The organism is Pseudomonas sp. Z3-8 (assembly GCF_051131975.1).
Taxonomy (GTDB): domain Bacteria; phylum Pseudomonadota; class Gammaproteobacteria; order Pseudomonadales; family Pseudomonadaceae; genus Aquipseudomonas.
In genome coordinates this window covers 721,549-736,602 of record NZ_CP071643.1, presented here as the reverse complement: position 1 = coordinate 736,602, position 15,054 = coordinate 721,549, and the positions used below count along the sequence as shown (strand labels likewise).

General features: G+C 61.8%; 13 protein-coding genes. 8 read left to right on the top strand and 5 right to left on the bottom strand.

What is annotated here, in order from left to right:
* Positions 1–326 precede the first annotated feature (326 nt).
* Entirely contained in the window at positions 327–956 is a 630-nt protein-coding gene (locus J3P94_RS03390) for a response regulator (RefSeq protein ID WP_047702279.1), read from the bottom strand.
* 83 nt (positions 957–1,039) lie between these two features.
* Positions 1,040–3,433, bottom strand: coding sequence for a PAS domain-containing sensor histidine kinase (locus J3P94_RS03385; protein ID WP_434571424.1), 2,394 nt, complete (start codon positions 3,431–3,433; stop codon positions 1,040–1,042).
* A 74-nt stretch (positions 3,434–3,507) separates the two neighbouring features.
* Between J3P94_RS03385 and J3P94_RS03380 the strand changes: the two genes are divergently transcribed.
* Positions 3,508–4,497, top strand: a complete 990-nt coding sequence (locus tag J3P94_RS03380) for an alpha/beta hydrolase family protein (protein WP_434571421.1) — start codon at positions 3,508–3,510, stop codon at positions 4,495–4,497.
* Between the two features lie 170 nt (positions 4,498–4,667).
* On the opposite strand, the gene J3P94_RS03375 is transcribed toward J3P94_RS03380, so the two are convergent.
* From J3P94_RS03375 to J3P94_RS03365, 3 genes are read right to left on the bottom strand one after another with little or no spacing between them, the layout of a single operon-like run.
* Positions 4,668–5,435 (bottom strand): DnaJ domain-containing protein, encoded by a 768-nt coding sequence (locus J3P94_RS03375; RefSeq protein WP_434571419.1) that lies wholly within the window; start codon positions 5,433–5,435, stop codon positions 4,668–4,670.
* Between the two features lies 1 nt (position 5,436).
* On the bottom strand, positions 5,437–6,108 hold the full coding sequence (murU, locus tag J3P94_RS03370) for an N-acetylmuramate alpha-1-phosphate uridylyltransferase MurU (protein ID WP_434571417.1): 672 nt from the start codon (positions 6,106–6,108) through the stop codon (positions 5,437–5,439).
* A complete protein-coding gene (locus tag J3P94_RS03365) occupies positions 6,105–7,130 on the bottom strand; it encodes an aminoglycoside phosphotransferase family protein (protein ID WP_434571415.1) in 1,026 nt (341 codons plus the stop codon). Before J3P94_RS03365 ends, murU begins: the two co-directional genes overlap by 4 nt.
* Positions 7,131–7,260: 130 nt before the next feature.
* Here J3P94_RS03365 and J3P94_RS03360 point away from each other — a divergent pair, with 130 nt between their 5' ends.
* The 7 genes from J3P94_RS03360 to glpE all read left to right on the top strand — a co-directional run bounded on the left by J3P94_RS03360 (position 7,261) and on the right by glpE (position 14,885).
* A complete protein-coding gene (locus J3P94_RS03360; RefSeq protein ID WP_434571413.1) occupies positions 7,261–10,059 on the top strand; it encodes an LPS-assembly protein LptD in 2,799 nt (932 codons plus the stop codon).
* Positions 10,040–11,356 carry a peptidylprolyl isomerase SurA gene (surA, locus tag J3P94_RS03355; protein WP_305498405.1) on the top strand — a complete coding sequence of 439 codons (1,317 nt, stop codon included), beginning with the start codon at positions 10,040–10,042 and terminating at the stop codon, positions 11,354–11,356. The genes J3P94_RS03360 and surA overlap by 20 nt, the downstream gene beginning before the upstream one ends.
* On the top strand, positions 11,353–12,342 hold the full coding sequence (gene pdxA / locus J3P94_RS03350) for a 4-hydroxythreonine-4-phosphate dehydrogenase PdxA (protein WP_434571411.1): 990 nt from the start codon (positions 11,353–11,355) through the stop codon (positions 12,340–12,342). The genes surA and pdxA overlap by 4 nt, the downstream gene beginning before the upstream one ends.
* Positions 12,339–13,157: a 16S rRNA (adenine(1518)-N(6)/adenine(1519)-N(6))-dimethyltransferase RsmA gene (rsmA, locus tag J3P94_RS03345; protein ID WP_434571410.1), complete on the top strand. Its 819-nt coding sequence runs from the start codon at positions 12,339–12,341 to the stop codon at positions 13,155–13,157. Before pdxA ends, rsmA begins: the two co-directional genes overlap by 4 nt.
* A gap of 109 nt (positions 13,158–13,266) precedes the next feature.
* Positions 13,267–13,647 (top strand): Co2+/Mg2+ efflux protein ApaG, encoded by a 381-nt coding sequence (apaG, locus tag J3P94_RS03340; protein WP_305498400.1) that lies wholly within the window; start codon positions 13,267–13,269, stop codon positions 13,645–13,647.
* Positions 13,647–14,522, top strand: a complete 876-nt coding sequence (locus J3P94_RS03335) for a symmetrical bis(5'-nucleosyl)-tetraphosphatase (protein WP_434571408.1) — start codon at positions 13,647–13,649, stop codon at positions 14,520–14,522. The genes apaG and J3P94_RS03335 overlap by 1 nt, the downstream gene beginning before the upstream one ends.
* A 33-nt stretch (positions 14,523–14,555) precedes the next feature.
* Positions 14,556–14,885, top strand: coding sequence for a thiosulfate sulfurtransferase GlpE (gene glpE / locus J3P94_RS03330; RefSeq protein ID WP_434571406.1), 330 nt, complete (start codon positions 14,556–14,558; stop codon positions 14,883–14,885).
* The last annotated feature ends 169 nt before the right edge of the window (positions 14,886–15,054 follow it).

Sequence of the window (15,054 nt, the reverse complement as noted above, 5' to 3'; positions counted from 1 at the left end):
ATGACTGCTTGTGAGTCAAGCCTAGTGGAGCCCGACACCCACGCAAATCGGGCCGCAGGAGAGAATCGCCTCAGCCGGATGGAAGCGTCGGGGTAGGGATCGCCCTACAAGGATGGCGGGATTGGATAAGTGCGGCGGTGAGTTTCAAGCGGCAAGCTGCAAGCAGGGACAAAAGCGCTGTTGGGGTGTGTCGCAAATGGATATGCCAACACGAGACCCTGTGGGAGCGAGCCTGCTCGCGAATACGGTGCGGCATCCAGCATCGATGCTGAATGGTCCGACGCTTTCGCGAGCAGGCTCGCTCCTACCGGGGAATGGGGGGAGGCCTAGAGCAACTTGTGCTCCATCGCGTATTTCACCAGCTCGGCCAACGAGGTGATGTTGAGTTTCTGCATCAGCCGCGCCTTATGGGTGCTGATGGTCTTGCTGCTCAGGGCGAGTTGCTGGGCGATGTCGTTGACGTTGGCGCCTTGGGCCAGGCGTTCGAAAACCGAGAATTCACGCTCCGACAGCAACGAGTGCAGCGGTCGTGTGTCGGTCAGGCCCACTTCGAAGACCATGCGGTCGGCAAGGTCCGGGTCAATGTAGCGTCCGCCCGCCGCGACCTTGCGGATCGCCATGAGCAGCAAAGCCGGATCGCTGTCCTTGGTGGCATAGCCAGCGGCGCCGACTTTCAAGGCCCGGGCGGCCATTTGCGCCTCGTCATGCATCGACAACACCAGGATGGCCGGCGGATTGTTCAGCGCACGGATCCGTGGGATTGCCTCAAGGCCGTTGACGCCCGGCATGGAAATATCCAGCAGTACCACTTCGCAAGGCACGTGTCGCAGGGTCTCGAGCAGCTGTTCGCCATTGCTCGCCTCCCCTGCCACCACCAGATCCTTGGCCAGGCCGATCAATTGCTTGATCCCTTCGCGCACGATGGTGTGGTCTTCAGCTACCAGTACACGGATCACGGCTCTTCTCCAGATTCAGAATCTCATAACCTTGTGGGAGCGAGCCTGCTCGCGATGGCGTCAGCCCAGGCAACAGAAAACCATCAGGCCTCACCCAAAGGCACCCGCACCGACAAGGTCGTCCCCTCCCCCGGCTCACTGTCCAGGGTCAATTGCCCGCCCATGATCAGCACCCGCTCACGCATGCCGACCAGGCCAAAGGATGTTGGCCGGCCCGTATCGGCAATAAATCCTACACCGTCGTCGCTGACCGTCAGACATAAATCAGCGCCTTGTTGAGCCAACGTCAACTCCACAGTATGCGCCTGGGCATGGCGCATCACATTGGTCAGTGCTTCCTGGAGAATCCGGAACAGGCCGATGGCCTTGGCGTCGCTCAACGCCGGCAGGTTGTCTGGCACCTGCACCAGGCACGGAATCTGCGTGCGCGCCTCGAAACGGCGGGCCTGCCATTCGATGGCCGAGGCAATACCGGCATCGAGGATCGGCGGGCGCAACGCCGTCGCCACGTCCCGCACCAACTGAAACAATTGGGCGATCAGGCGCTTCATGCTGTTGAGCCGCTCTTGTAGCCCTGGGTCAAGTTGCGCGTAGGCCAGTTCGCACATGGACGTCTCGAGTTTCAGCACCGTGAGCATTTGCCCCAGTTCGTCGTGGACTTCCCGAGCAATGCGCGCTTTCTCTTCTTCCCGTACGCTTTCCAGGTGCGCCGACAGTTCACGCAACTGCTCCCGGGAACTCGCCAATTCCAGCTCGACACGTTTGCTTTCGGTGATATCCCAGACAATGCCGTCCCAGACATAGGCGCCATCTTCGAGCCGACGCGTGATCGCCTTGATCTCGGCCCAGCGCTCCTGGCCTTCGCGAGTGAGGATACGGCCTTGCCAAGACCAATCGCTGTCGCTGTCCAGCGCCTGGTCCTGGGTGCGGTGGTAATCGGTCTTGTCCTGCGGGTGCACCAGGCTACGCAGCCCGGTATCGCTGCGGGCCAGTACTGCGGGGGAGTAGCCCACCAGGCTTTCGCTGCCTTCGCTGATATAGGCGAAGTCGATCTGGCCGGTCACCGGTGCCCGCTCCAGGCGAAAGACCAGGCCCGGCACATTGGCTGCAATGCCCTGCAGCCGCGCCTCGCTTTCACGCAACGCAGCCAGCGCGCGACGACGCTCGGTCACGTCATTGAGGTAGACCACCAGGTATTCCGCGTCACGAAAACGCAGGAAACTCAAGGAAACGTCCGCCGGCAGGATACTGCCATCGGCCCGCACGCATTCGGTTTCGAAACTCTGCGGCCCGTCTTCGCTGGCACGGGCGCGCTTCCACAGGTTAAGCCAGCGGTCCATGTGCAGGCCTGGCTCGAAGTCGATCAGCGGCCGATCGATGATCGCGCCTGGCGCATAACCCAGCATGGTTTCGGCGGCGCGATTGGCGTAGCGCACATGGCTGTCCCAATTCACCCAGAGGATCCCGACCGTGCTTTGATCGATGGAAAACTGTGTCAGGCGCAAGGCTTCTTCACTGGCCGCGCGCTGGGCGATGTCCTCGCGCGCCGAGCGCAGGCGACGTTCCAGCCCGCGTTGCTGACGGCGTTGCCAGAACACGATGGAGACACTGCTCAGCAGCAAGGCAAGCATCAGCAGGGTCAGGTTCTGCCAGAAGCCAGGCGTCTCGGTCAGGCGTGGATATTTGGGCTTGATCCAGCGGTTGTGCAGTTGCTCCAGCTCCTTGGCGGGAATCGCCTGCAAGCCCTTGTCGACGATTTCGGCCAACTGCGGCCAGTCCCGACGTGTGGCGACCCTGAGCAGTTGCGGCAGGCCGATGTCACCCACCACCACCAACCCGGAAAACTCCGGCTCGACCATCAGGCGCCCCAGCTGCGCCTCGTCGATCACGGCGTAGCGTGCCTGCTGGCTCAATAGAAGCTGCAGAGCCTGGCGCTCCATCGGCACGCCTTGCAGATTCAGCATCGGGTAGTTGCTGCGCAAGTAATCGGCCGTGGCGCTGGGCATGCGTACCACCACCCGGGCCTGGGGGTCGAGCTTCTCCAACTCCACGCCTTCGGCGCCCTTCTGCTCGCCCACGATCAACTGCGGCACACGCATGTAAGGGTCGGAAAACTGCCAGAGCCGCAGGCCCGCCGGGGTCTGCGTCAAGCCCGGCGCGACATCCACTTCTCCGTTGCGCACCGCGGCTTCCAGTTGCGCGACATCTTGGAAGTTGCGCCAGGTCAGCTCGACGTTCAATGCCTTGCCCAGCCATTGCATCAATTCGACGTGAGTGCCGGACAGACGCTGCAAGCGCCGGTCGTACTGTGCGTAGGGCGCCTGCAGCACCAGGCCGACGCGCAACTGCGGATGCTCCGCCAACCATTGGCGCTGGCCCGCGCTCAACTGCACCGCCTGCGCCTGTGGCGCGGGTGCAGCCCACGCCATCAAGGGAAGCCATAGACAGCCGATAACCCACAGGCAAACACGCATCATCGAAATCTCACGCACTGACAAATACTGACCAACCCATTAGGCTGCCGGAAATACTTCTGGTCATGGAATATCCGATGTCCTTTGTTAACCGCCTGACACTGTCTGCATTGTGCCTGTCGCTGATCCTGCCGAGTGCATTTTCTGTACAGGCCGGTGAAACGACGCCCGCCGCGGGCGATCAACCCGCCGAGGCGAAACCGGCCGAGCGCCAGCCGTTGCTCGAGCGTAGCCAGGAAGAAGCGGCGGCGCTCGCACGAAAAGTCCCAGCCCAGGAACAGCAACAGCTGCAAACCGGCAGCGATGCTTTCCTTGCCCTTTGGAAGCCGGCCAACACCAGCGAGCCCAAGGGCGTGGTCATCATCATCCCTGGCGCCGGCGAAACGGCTGACTGGCCGCAAGTCATCAGCCCGCTGCGCAAAAAACTGCCGGATGCCGAATGGAGCAGCCTGAGTATTACGCTGCCGGACATGCAGAGCGACGTTATCGCACCCCGCGCGGCGGAAACACCGCCGGAGACCAAGCCGGCCGACATCGCTGCTGCAGCCCCCGACGCGACCACCGCAGCCCCGATCGAGCAGGTCGCCGGCGGCGAGGCCGACGCGGCTGAGCCGGCCTCCGCCGAAACCGGCGAAGAATCCGACAAGGCCGACGCCGAACGGATTTTCGCCCGTATCGACGCGGCATTGGCCTACGCCGAGCAACAGAGCGCCCGCAGTATCGTCCTGCTGGGCCACGGCACCGGTGCCTATTGGGCGGCGCGCTATCTTGGCGAAAGACAACCCACGCAAATCCAGCGCTTCGTGATGGTCGCGGCCCAGACACCCGTCACCGCCAAGCCCGGCCTCGCCGAGCTGACACCGAACCTGAAGCTGGCAACGGCGGACATCTTTTATATGGACAAACCGACGGACCGCAACGCAGCCCTGGAGCGCCTGCAAGCCAGCAAACGACTGAAAGGGTCGAGCTTCAGCCAGGTTTCCCTCAAGGCGTTGCCCAACGCAACGGCGCAGCAGGAGCAGCTGTTTCGACGGGTTCGGGGGTGGTTGAGTCCGCAGACAGACTGATACCTCAAGTGAACCAGTACTGTGGCGAGGGGATTTATCCCCGCTGGGCTGCGCAGCAGCCCCACAACTTGTCGACGCCAGGGCCAGCCATGCCCCGAGATTGTTTTTGGGAGCGCTTCGCACTCCAGCGGGGATAAATCCCCTCGCCACGGCAGCTGCCATCAAGTGTACTAGCGAAAATCCCTGCGCTCGCGAATCACTCGATAGGCGTTGTGCAGCTCGCGGGTCTTGTCGGTCGCTTCGCGTACCTGCAAGGCTGTCGCCCCGCTGCCAGCGATCTTGTCCGGGTGATGACGACTGATCAGGCGGCGATAAGCGCGCTTGATTTGCGACGGTTCGCTGTTGGCCGAAACCCCCAAGAGCCGCAACGCCTCCTGATACGTCAAGCCACTGCTGGGCAGCCCCGGTTTCTGCGGCTCGTAGTCCATCGCCAAGGCCTGGACCTGCTGCGGCGTCCAACCCAGCCACTTACCCCACTGAGCGAGCAACTCACGTTCGGCTACACCGGCACGGCCGTCGGCCCAGACCATCCGCCAGCAGGCCCGAAGCACGCCTTCAGCCGCATGCGGCTGGGCACTCAGGCGACGCAGGTAACCACGCAGCCGATCGTTTCCCGATTTGCCTCGATTAAAGGCCGCGATAGCCCGACGTTGCGCCGGTTCGCTCAGATCCAGCGCGCGCATTTCCAGACGCGCCTGCTGGATGTGACCATCGACCACGCGCCCGTCGATCTTCGCCAGGCGACCGAGCAACACGAACAACAGTTCATCGTTGCGCAACGCCGGGCGCCCGCCCAGGCGTTCGCGCACCTGGGCCCAGCCGTGCAGATTCAGACGCCGGTCCAGCGCCTGCCCCAACAATGCGCCGAGCATGGCCCCCGGGATGCTGGCAATGGCAAAGCCCGCCCCCGCTCCAATCAGAGTCCCTGGCCACCACATATCAACAGCTCGCTTCTATCAGTTTTTCGACTTGCGACAAACGTTCGTGAGTACCCACATCGACCCAGCGTCCTTCCAGGCGCGAACCGCTGACCTGCCCTGCGGCCATGGCGCGGCGAAACAGCGGGGCCAGCTTGAATGCGCCATCGGCGCAGCCGGCAAACAGCTGTGGATCCAGCACGGCGATACCGCTGTATGTCAGCTTATCGGCACCAGGTTCGCCGTCATTAACCTGGCCGCCAGCCAGAATGAAATCGCCCTCGGGGTGATGCTCCGGATTGTCCACCAGCACCAGGTGCGCCAACCCCGGAATCGGCCGACGCAGGGCGCTGAAATCGTAATCGGTCCAGATATCGCCGTTGACCACCAGAAACGCATCGTTACCCAGCAGCGGCAGCGCGCGGAAAATTCCGCCGCCGGTTTCCAGCGGCTCACCCTCCGGCGAATAGCGGATCTGCACGCCAAACCGCGAACCGTCGCCGAGGTGATCTTCGATCTGCTGGCCGAGCCAGGCATGGTTGATCACGATTTCGGTGAACCCGGCCGCGGCCAATGCCCGCAGGTGGTACTCGATCAACGGGATGCCGCCGACGCGAATCAACGGCTTGGGGGTAGTGAGGGTCAGGGGGCGCATGCGCTCGCCTTTGCCCGCCGCCAGGATCATCGCCTTCATGCGCTCGCTCCATCCGCTTGACGCAGGCTGCGGAGCAACTCGTCCAAGGGTGCCAGTTCCGGACGACGGGCAATGACCGCTTCTATATAGGCAAAGAAACGCGGCACGTCAGCCAGGTAACGTGGCTTGCCATCGCGGTGGCAAATGCGCGCGAAGATGCCGATCACCTTGAGGTGGCGTTGCACGCCCATCAGGTCGCTGGCACGCAGGAAATCCTCGAAATCCGGCTGGACCGGAATGCCGAGCGTGCCGGCCTGCCGCCAATAATCTTCCAGCCAGCCGCGCACGCGCGCTTGCGGCCAACTGAGGAAGGCGTCCTTGAACAGGCACGTCACGTCGTAGGTCACCGGGCCATAGACCGCGTCCTGGAAATCCAGCACGCCTGGGTTGGGTTCGCTGAGCATCAGGTTGCGCGGCATGTAGTCGCGGTGCACCAGTACTTTCGGTTGGGCCAGGGCACTGTTGATCAGCAGGTCGGATGCCTGCTGCCACAGTTGCTGCTGGGCCGTATCGAACTCGACTCCCAGCTCACGCTTGACGTACCACTCGGGAAACAACTCCAACTCGCGACGCAATAACGCGACGTCGTAGCTGGGCAGCGGCGCGACCATCGGCAACTGCTGAAAAGCCAACAAGGCTTGCAGGCCATCGCCGAACAGATCGTCGGCATTTTCGCCGTTGATCACGTCCAGATAGGTCTGGTTGCCCAGGTCATTGAGCAAAAGAAACCCGCGTTCGAGGTCTTCGGCATAAATTTTCGGCACGTTGATCCCGGATTTCGCCAGCAAAAAAGCAATATCCACGAACGGTTTGCAGTTTTCCTGGGGCGGTGGCGCGTCCATCACGATCAGGCTGCGGCCCTCCCCCTGCCAGCGGAAGTACCGCCGGAAACTCGCGTCACTGCTGGCCGCGGTCAATGTGGCCGGGGGTACGGCGCCCCAGCCTTGCTGGGTGAAGAGGATTGGTAGCTGCTCATCGAGCCAAACTTTCAGGTGTTGCAAGCGTACATCTTGGTCAGGCATTGCAAGGGTCTCCGACGGCGCTAGCCGTCAAGCGGGTCATGCTTTATTATCCAGCATCTTTTTCAGACCATCGAGAGGCGTGCGGCCCACACCGCGGGCAGATGGCACGCAGGAAGCCCGGACTAATAAGATGGCATTGAAATCCCCCGCGTTTCGTAAAAAATTTCCGTTGCTGGTCACCGGCAGTCTGCTGGCTCTGCAACCCCTGGCCTCTTCATTCGTCGTCGCGGCGCAGCAGTATGACTGTTCCGTCTCCGCTTCGGGTGCCTGGGACTGTTCACCCAAAGCGCCGGCCGCTGCATTGCCGCCGCGCCCGGTGCATGAAGGCAGTGCGATTGCCGACAGCGGCAGCGCTCCGGCCGACAGCGATTCGGGCGAGGTAGCCGGCGATAAGCCGATGCTCGTTACCGAATCCAAGGGCCGCGGCTTGAAGTCGCGCAGTGCAGACTACAGTCACCTGGACTGGGTTCCGCGCGAGAACCTCACGCCCGCGCAACTGGCTGAAACCGGCCCGTACTGCGCGGGCGCGTACATCGAGCCGTCTCGCCCAGGCATGAACGACAAGACCGCCAAGAGTGACGCTCCGACGTTCCTCGGCGCCAAGGCTTCACGCTACGAGCAGGAACAGCAAGTGGCGACCCTGGCCGGTGACGTGGTCATGCGTCAGGGCAGCATGCAGGTCGAGGCCGACGAGGCCAGCCTGTACCAGGCCGAGAACCGCGGCGAGCTGAGCGGCAACGTGCGAGTCCGCGACAACGGTGCGCTGATTGTCGGCGACCACGCCGATGTGCAGCTGGACACCGGTGAAGCCAAGGTCGACAACGCCGAATACGTGATGCACAAGTCGCGCATCCGCGGTAACGCGCTGTACGCCAAGCGCGCCGAGAACGCGATCATCCGCCTCAAGGACGGTACGTACACCACGTGCGAGCCGGGCAGCAACGCCTGGACCCTCAAGGGCAACAACATCACCCTGAACCCGGCCACCGGCTTCGGCACCGCTACCAACGTGACGCTGCGGGTCAAGGACTTCCCGGTCCTGTATACGCCGTACATCTACTTCCCGATCGACGACCGTCGCCAGTCCGGCTTCCTGCCACCGACCATCGGCAGCGGCAGCGACACCGGCTTCCTGCTGGTCACCCCGTACTACTTCAACCTGGCGCCGAACTACGACGCCACGTTGTACCCACGCTACATGAGCAAGCGCGGCCTGTTGATGGAAGGCGAGTTCCGCTACCTGACCAAGTCCAGCGAAGGCCAGTTCGGCGCGGCGTACCTCAACGACGAAGAAGACGAGCGCGCCAAGCAGACCGACTACAGCAAGACTCGCTACATGTACAACTGGCAGCACAAGGGTGGGCTGGACTCGCGTGTACTGACGGAAGTCGACTACACCAAGATCAGCGATCCGTATTATTTCCAGGATCTGCAGACCGACCAGATCGGTGTTGAGTCCCGGGAGTACGTGAACCAGCAAGGTGCGGTCAGCTATCGCGGTGATACCTATACCGCACGGTTGAATGCTCAGGCATTCCAGATGGCCACGATTTCGGACATCACGCCTTATGACCGCTTGCCGCAGATTACCTTCAACGGTTTTCTGCCACAGCATCCGTATGGACTGGATTTCGCCTATAACACTGAATTCGTGCGGTTTGACAGGGACTTGAGGAACGGCAACTACACGGATGAAAACGGTAATACCGAGCTGTTTCTGGATGAGAACGTTCGCGGCCTGGCCCGCGCTACTGGCGACCGGATAAATCTGGCCCCGGTTGTCAGCCTGCCAATGACTGCAAGCTATGGCTTCATCAAGCCCTCGCTCAAGTACCAGTACACTCAATACGATCTTGACCTGGATAGCCAGGGCAAACAGGACATCGCCGCCCAGACCGCTGAAGGTGATCGCCTGAACGGTACCTACAGTGGCAGCCAGAACCGCGGCGTGCCAATTGCCAGCATCGACAGCGGCCTGTACTTCGACCGTGATACCCAGTGGTTCGGCAAGAATTATCGCCAGACACTGGAGCCGCGCCTGTTCTATCTCTACGTGCCGGAGAAAGATCAGAGTGACATTCCTGTCTTCGACACCAGCGAAAGCACCTTCAACTACGCCTCGCTGTTCCGGGACAATCGCTTCACCGGTTCCGACCGCGTCGGCGACGAGAACAAGCTGTCCCTGGGTGTGACCAACCGCTGGATCCAGGAAGACGGCTTCGAACGCCAACGCATCAGCGTCGGCCAGGCCTTCTATTTCAAGGACCGCGAAGTTCAACTGCCAGGTATCGACGCCAGGACTCGTGAAGACGCGCACTCGAGCGTTTCGCCTTATGCACTGGAATACGAATACCGCTGGAACCGCGACTGGCGCACCACGGCCGACTACAACTGGGACCCGGACACTCATAGCCCGCGCTCGGGTAGTGCCATGTTCCACTACCAGCCAGAGGACAACCCGAACAAGGTTATCAACGCCGGTTATCGTTATCGCAACGACCTCGTGCGCTATGACCAGACTACCGGTCAATGGCAAGTGGGCGGCGGCGACTACGGCACCCCGGGCCAACCTGGCTACGTGAAGGACTACTACAAGATCAAACAGCACGACTTCTCGGTCATCTGGCCGATCGTGCCGCAGTGGAACGCAATCAGCCGCTGGCAGTATGACTACAACCGCAACCGTACCCTGGAAGCCTTCGGTGGTTTCGAATACGACAACTGCTGCTGGAAACTGCGCCTGATCAACCGTTACTGGGTCGACTATGAAGAATTCAGTCAAGCCGCCCCGGAAAACGAAAAAGGCGACCACGGCGTCTTCCTCCAAATTGTTCTGAAGGGACTCGGCGGCCTCACCGGCGCCAAGGTAGAGAGCTTCCTCGACAAAGGCATTCAAGGTTATCGTGAACGTGAAGACCAAGCTTTCTGATTGTCTGCGCCCGCTGATGCTGGGCGCGCTGTTCCTGGGTACCGCGGCGAACGCCGCAGTACAGTCCATCGACAAGGTCGTGGCCATCGTCGACAACGACGTGGTCATGCAGAGCCAGCTGGACCAGCGGGTCCATGAAGTTCAGCAAACCATCGCCAAGCGTGGCGGTGGCTTGCCACCACCGGGTGTGCTGGACCAACAGGTGCTCGAGCGCCTGATCGTCGAAAACCTGCAGTTGCAGATTGGCGAGCGTTCCGGCATCCGCATCACCGATGAAGAACTGAACCAGGCCGTCGGCACCATTGCCCAGCGCAATAACATGACTGTCGACCAGTTTCGCGCTGCCCTGGCGCGCGATGGCCTGTCGTTTGACGACGCCCGCGACCAGATCCGTCGCGAGATGGTCATCAGCCGTGTGCGTCAGCGCCGTGTCGCCGAACGCATCCAGGTTTCCGAGCAGGAAGTGAAGAACTTCCTCGCCTCCGACTTGGGCAAGATGCAGCTTTCGGAAGAACTGCACCTGGCAAACATCCTGATTCCTACGCCGGAAAGCGCCAATTCGGAAGCGATCCAGAGCGCTTATCGCCAGGCAATGGACATTTACCAGCAGCTCAAGCAAGGCGCTGACTTCAGCCAGATGGCGGTAGCCCGTTCGGCCAGTGAAAACGCTCTGGAAGGCGGCGACATGGGCTGGCGCAAGGCCGCCCAGCTGCCGCCTCCGTTCGATCGCGAGCTGAGCACCATGGCCGTGGGCGACATCACCCAGCCAGCCCGCACGCCTGGCGGCTTCATTATCCTGAAGCTGCTGGAAAAACGCGGTGGCGGTACCCAGGTGCGTGACGAAGTACATGTTCGTCATATCCTGATCAAGCCAAGCGAGATCCGCAGCGAAGCCGAGACCAAGCGTCTGGCCGAGAAACTGTACGAACGCATCACCTCCGGCGAAGACTTCGCCGAGCTGGCGAAGAGCTTCTCGGAAGACCCGGGCTCGGCCCTGAACGGCGGCGACTTGAACTGGGTCGACCCGAACGCGCTGGTTCCCGAGTTCCGCCAGGTCATGGCCGAAACACCGCAAGGCCAACTGTCGAAGCCGTTCAAGAGCCCTTATGGCTGGCATGTCCTGGAAGTCCTTGGCCGTCGCGCCACCGACAGCACCACCCAGGCGCGCGAACAACAGGCGTTGACGGTATTGCGTAACCGCAAGTACGACGAAGAGCTGCAAACCTGGCTGCGCCAGATTCGCGACGAAGCCTACGTCGAGATCAAACTCCCTGGTGCAGACCAGGCAGCGCAGTGAAACCCAAGCGTTTCGCGCTGACTCCCGGCGAGCCTGCCGGCATCGGTCCCGACCTGTGCCTGCTGCTCGCCTCGCAAGTCCAACCACACCCCCTGATTGCCATCACCAGCCGCGACCTGCTCCTTGAGCGGGCCGCGCAGTTGGGGGTGGCCGTCGACCTGTTGCCGGTAACGCCGGACGCTTGGCCGGATGCCCCCGCTCCCGCCGGTAGCCTGTATGTATGGGATACACCACTGGGCGCACCTGTCACCGCAGGCCAGTTGGACAAGGCCAACGCAGCATTCGTGCTGCAGACCCTGACCCGCGCCGGTCAAGGCTGCCTGGATGGGGCTTTCGCCGGCATGATCACGGCGCCGGTACACAAGGGTGTGATCAATGAATCCGGCATTCATTTTTCCGGACACACCGAATTCCTGGCCGACCTGACCCATACCCCGCAAGTGGTGATGATGCTCGCCACCCGTGGCCTGCGCGTGGCTCTGGTCACCACTCACCTGCCCCTGCGAGACATCGCCGACGCCATTACCCCGGAACGCCTCGAACGCGTTACGCGGATATTGCACGCCGACCTCCAGGAAAAATTCGGCATCGCCCGGCCCCGCATCCTGGTGTGCGGGCTGAATCCGCATGCCGGCGAAGGCGGGCATCTGGGCCATGAAGAAATCGACATCATCGAACCCACACTGGAGCGCTTGCGCAGCGAGGGCATGGACCTGCGTGGCCCGCTGCCTGCCGACACTCTGTTTACCCCCAAATATCTGGAGCACTGCGACGCGGTGCTGGCGATGTACCACGACCAGGGCCTGCCCGTGCTGAAATACAAAGGTTTCGGTGCGGCGGTCAACGTGACCCTGGGCCTGCCGATCATCCGCACATCCGTGGATCACGGCACCGCCCTGGATTTGGCCGGCAGCGGCAGGATCGACACCGGGAGCCTGCAAGTCGCGCTGGAAACCGCCTACCAGATGGCCGAGACCCATTTATGACCGAGCAATACCAACACCGCGCGCGCAAGCGCTTCGGCCAGAACTTCCTGCATGACGCCGGCGTTATCGACCGTATCCTGCGCTCCATCAATGCCAAGCCTGATGACCGTATGCTCGAGATCGGGCCGGGCCAGGGCGCACTGACCGAAGGGTTGCTTGGCAGCGGCGCGCAACTGGACGTGGTGGAGCTGGACAAGGACCTGGTGCCGATTCTCAACCAGCAGTTCGCCGGCAAGAGCAATTTCAACCTGCATCAGGGCGATGCGCTGAAATTCGACTTCAACAGCCTGAATGCCGCACCGGGCAGCCTTCGAGTCGTGGGCAACCTGCCGTACAACATCTCGACGCCGCTGATTTTTCACCTGCTGAACAATGCCGGCCTGATCCGCGACATGCACTTCATGCTGCAGAAAGAAGTGGTCGAGCGTCTTGCCGCCGGGCCTGGTGGAGGTGACTGGGGTCGTTTGTCGATCATGGTCCAATATCATTGCCGGGTTGATCACCTGTTCAATGTAGGCCCCGGTGCGTTCAACCCGCCGCCGAAAGTCGACTCCGCCATCGTCCGGCTTGTGCCCCATGCGGTCCTGCCGCATCCCGCCAAGGACCATCGCCTGCTGGAGCGTCTGGTACGCGAAGCGTTCAACCAGCGCCGTAAAACCCTGCGCAACACGCTGAAACTGTTGCTCAGCAGCGCCGAAATCGAAGCCGCCGGCGTCGATGGCAGCCTGCGTCCGGAGCAACTGGACCTCGCAGCCTTCGTCCGCCTGGCCGACAAGCTCAGCGAACAGGTCGCACCAAATACCGACGCCATCTGACGTTCAATGGTCGCTATCGGGCAGTACGCCAGTCTGGTCTACTACCCGATACTTGGCCTAGACTGATTCCCTCAGTTACGCCCGCGTCCCGCTTCCAAGGCCCTTTTGCATGTCCGATCCCCGTTACCAGGTCGACGTCAGCGTCGCCACCCGCTTTCTCGCTGAACAGTCGCAACCCGAGCACAACCGCTTCGCCTTTGCCTACACCATCACTGTGCGCAACAACGGCTCGTTGCCAGCCCGACTGCTGTCACGGCACTGGATCATCACCGACGGCGACGGGCACGTCGAAGAAGTCCGTGGCGAGGGTGTAGTCGGTCAGCAACCGTTGATCGACGCAGGCCAAAGCCACAGCTACAGCAGCGGCACCGTGATGACGACCAAGGTCGGCACCATGCAGGGCACCTACCAGATGCTGGCCGAGGACGGCAAACGCTTCGACGCGGTCATCAAGCCCTTTCGCCTGGCGGTGCCAGGAGCGTTGCACTGATGGCCACGTACGCGGTCGGCGACCTGCAAGGCTGCCTCGACCCGCTCAAGTGCCTGCTGGAGCGGGTCGCCTTTGACCCACGCGAAGACACCCTGTGGCTCGTGGGCGACCTGGTCAACCGGGGGCCGCAATCGCTTGAAACCTTGCGCTTCCTCTACGGCATCCGCGATTCGCTGGTTTGCGTGCTGGGTAACCATGACCTGCACCTGCTGGCGGCCTGGCAGAACATCGAGCGCTTGAAGAAGTCCGATACCCTGAAGGAAATTCTCGACGCGCCTGATTGCGTCGAGCTGCTCGAATGGCTGCGCCAGCAGAAGCTCATGCACTACGACGAGGCGCGCAATCTGGCGCTGGTCCATGCCGGCATTCCGCCCCAATGGTCCTTGCGCAAGGCGCTCAAGTGCGCAGGCGAAGTGGAGCAGGCGTTGCGCGATGACAACCTGTTCGGCCCCTACCTGGATGGCATGTACGGCAACGAACCGGTGAAGTGGGACAACGACCTCACCGGCGCCGCCCGACTCAGGGTCATTACCAATTATTTCACCCGGATGCGCTTCTGCACCCGTGATGGCAAGCTTGATCTCAAGGGCAAGGAAGGCATCGAAACCGCTCCGCCCGGCTATGCGCCCTGGTTCAAGCACAAGGAGCGCAAGACCCGCAATCTGAAGATCATCTTCGGCCATTGGGCCGCGCTTGAAGGCCAAAGCGACGAGCCAGGGGTCTTTGCCCTCGATACCGGCTGTGTCTGGGGCAGCGCGCTGACACTGATGAACGTCGACAGCGGCGAGTTGCTGCGCTGCGATTGCGACGAGAAGGGGCATGCCAAACCCCATCAACCGACCACCGCATCATTGCCGGCCGGCACTGCCATTTGATCGGCTTTGCACTCAAGGCCACAGGAGTCCCGTATGACCGAATTCAAACGCATCTCTCCCGAACAAGCCCAGGCCCTGCGTGAACAGGGTGCCGTCGTCGTCGATGTGCGCGACCCAGCCACCTTTGCAGCTTTGCATATCAGCGGCTCCAAGCATCTGGACAACCATTCGCTGGCCGACTTCATCCGTGCCGCCGACCTCGATGCGCCTACCGTTGTGGTCTGCTACCACGGCAACTCCAGCCAGAGCGCAGCGGGTTACCTGGTCAGCCAGGGCTTCAGCAATGTCTACAGCCTGGACGGCGGCTTTGAGCTGTGGCGCACGACTTATCCTGACGAAACAGCGCAAAGCACTCACGAATAATTTTTTATGACAGCCAAGCCCACGAGAACCGCGGGCTTGGGCGATGGCAGACGAACGGTCTGCCATAACTAATTACGTATTCCACCTTTACCTCTCGGATTCCGAACTATCCTTAGCCTCAGGCCATCCAAAACAGGGGAGAGCCGGTACACCGGCGCGCGGGTCATCG

Bases quoted from the DNA above. Each gene is read 5' to 3' on its own strand.
- rsmA (WP_434571410.1), top strand. From the start codon at position 12,339: ATGACCGAGCAATACCAACACCGCGCGCGCAAGCGCTTCGGCCAGAAC.
- glpE (WP_434571406.1), top strand. From the start codon at position 14,556: ATGACCGAATTCAAACGCATCTCTCCCGAACAAGCCCAGGCCCTGCGT.
- J3P94_RS03375 (WP_434571419.1), bottom strand. From the start codon at position 5,435: ATGTGGTGGCCAGGGACTCTGATTGGAGCGGGGGCGGGCTTTGCCATT.
- J3P94_RS03380 (WP_434571421.1), top strand. From the start codon at position 3,508: ATGTCCTTTGTTAACCGCCTGACACTGTCTGCATTGTGCCTGTCGCTG.
- J3P94_RS03385 (WP_434571424.1), bottom strand. From the start codon at position 3,433: ATGATGCGTGTTTGCCTGTGGGTTATCGGCTGTCTATGGCTTCCCTTG.
- J3P94_RS03360 (WP_434571413.1), top strand. From the start codon at position 7,261: ATGGCATTGAAATCCCCCGCGTTTCGTAAAAAATTTCCGTTGCTGGTC.
- murU (WP_434571417.1), bottom strand. From the start codon at position 6,108: ATGAAGGCGATGATCCTGGCGGCGGGCAAAGGCGAGCGCATGCGCCCC.
- J3P94_RS03365 (WP_434571415.1), bottom strand. From the start codon at position 7,130: ATGCCTGACCAAGATGTACGCTTGCAACACCTGAAAGTTTGGCTCGAT.
- J3P94_RS03335 (WP_434571408.1), top strand. From the start codon at position 13,647: ATGGCCACGTACGCGGTCGGCGACCTGCAAGGCTGCCTCGACCCGCTC.
- apaG (WP_305498400.1), top strand. From the start codon at position 13,267: ATGTCCGATCCCCGTTACCAGGTCGACGTCAGCGTCGCCACCCGCTTT.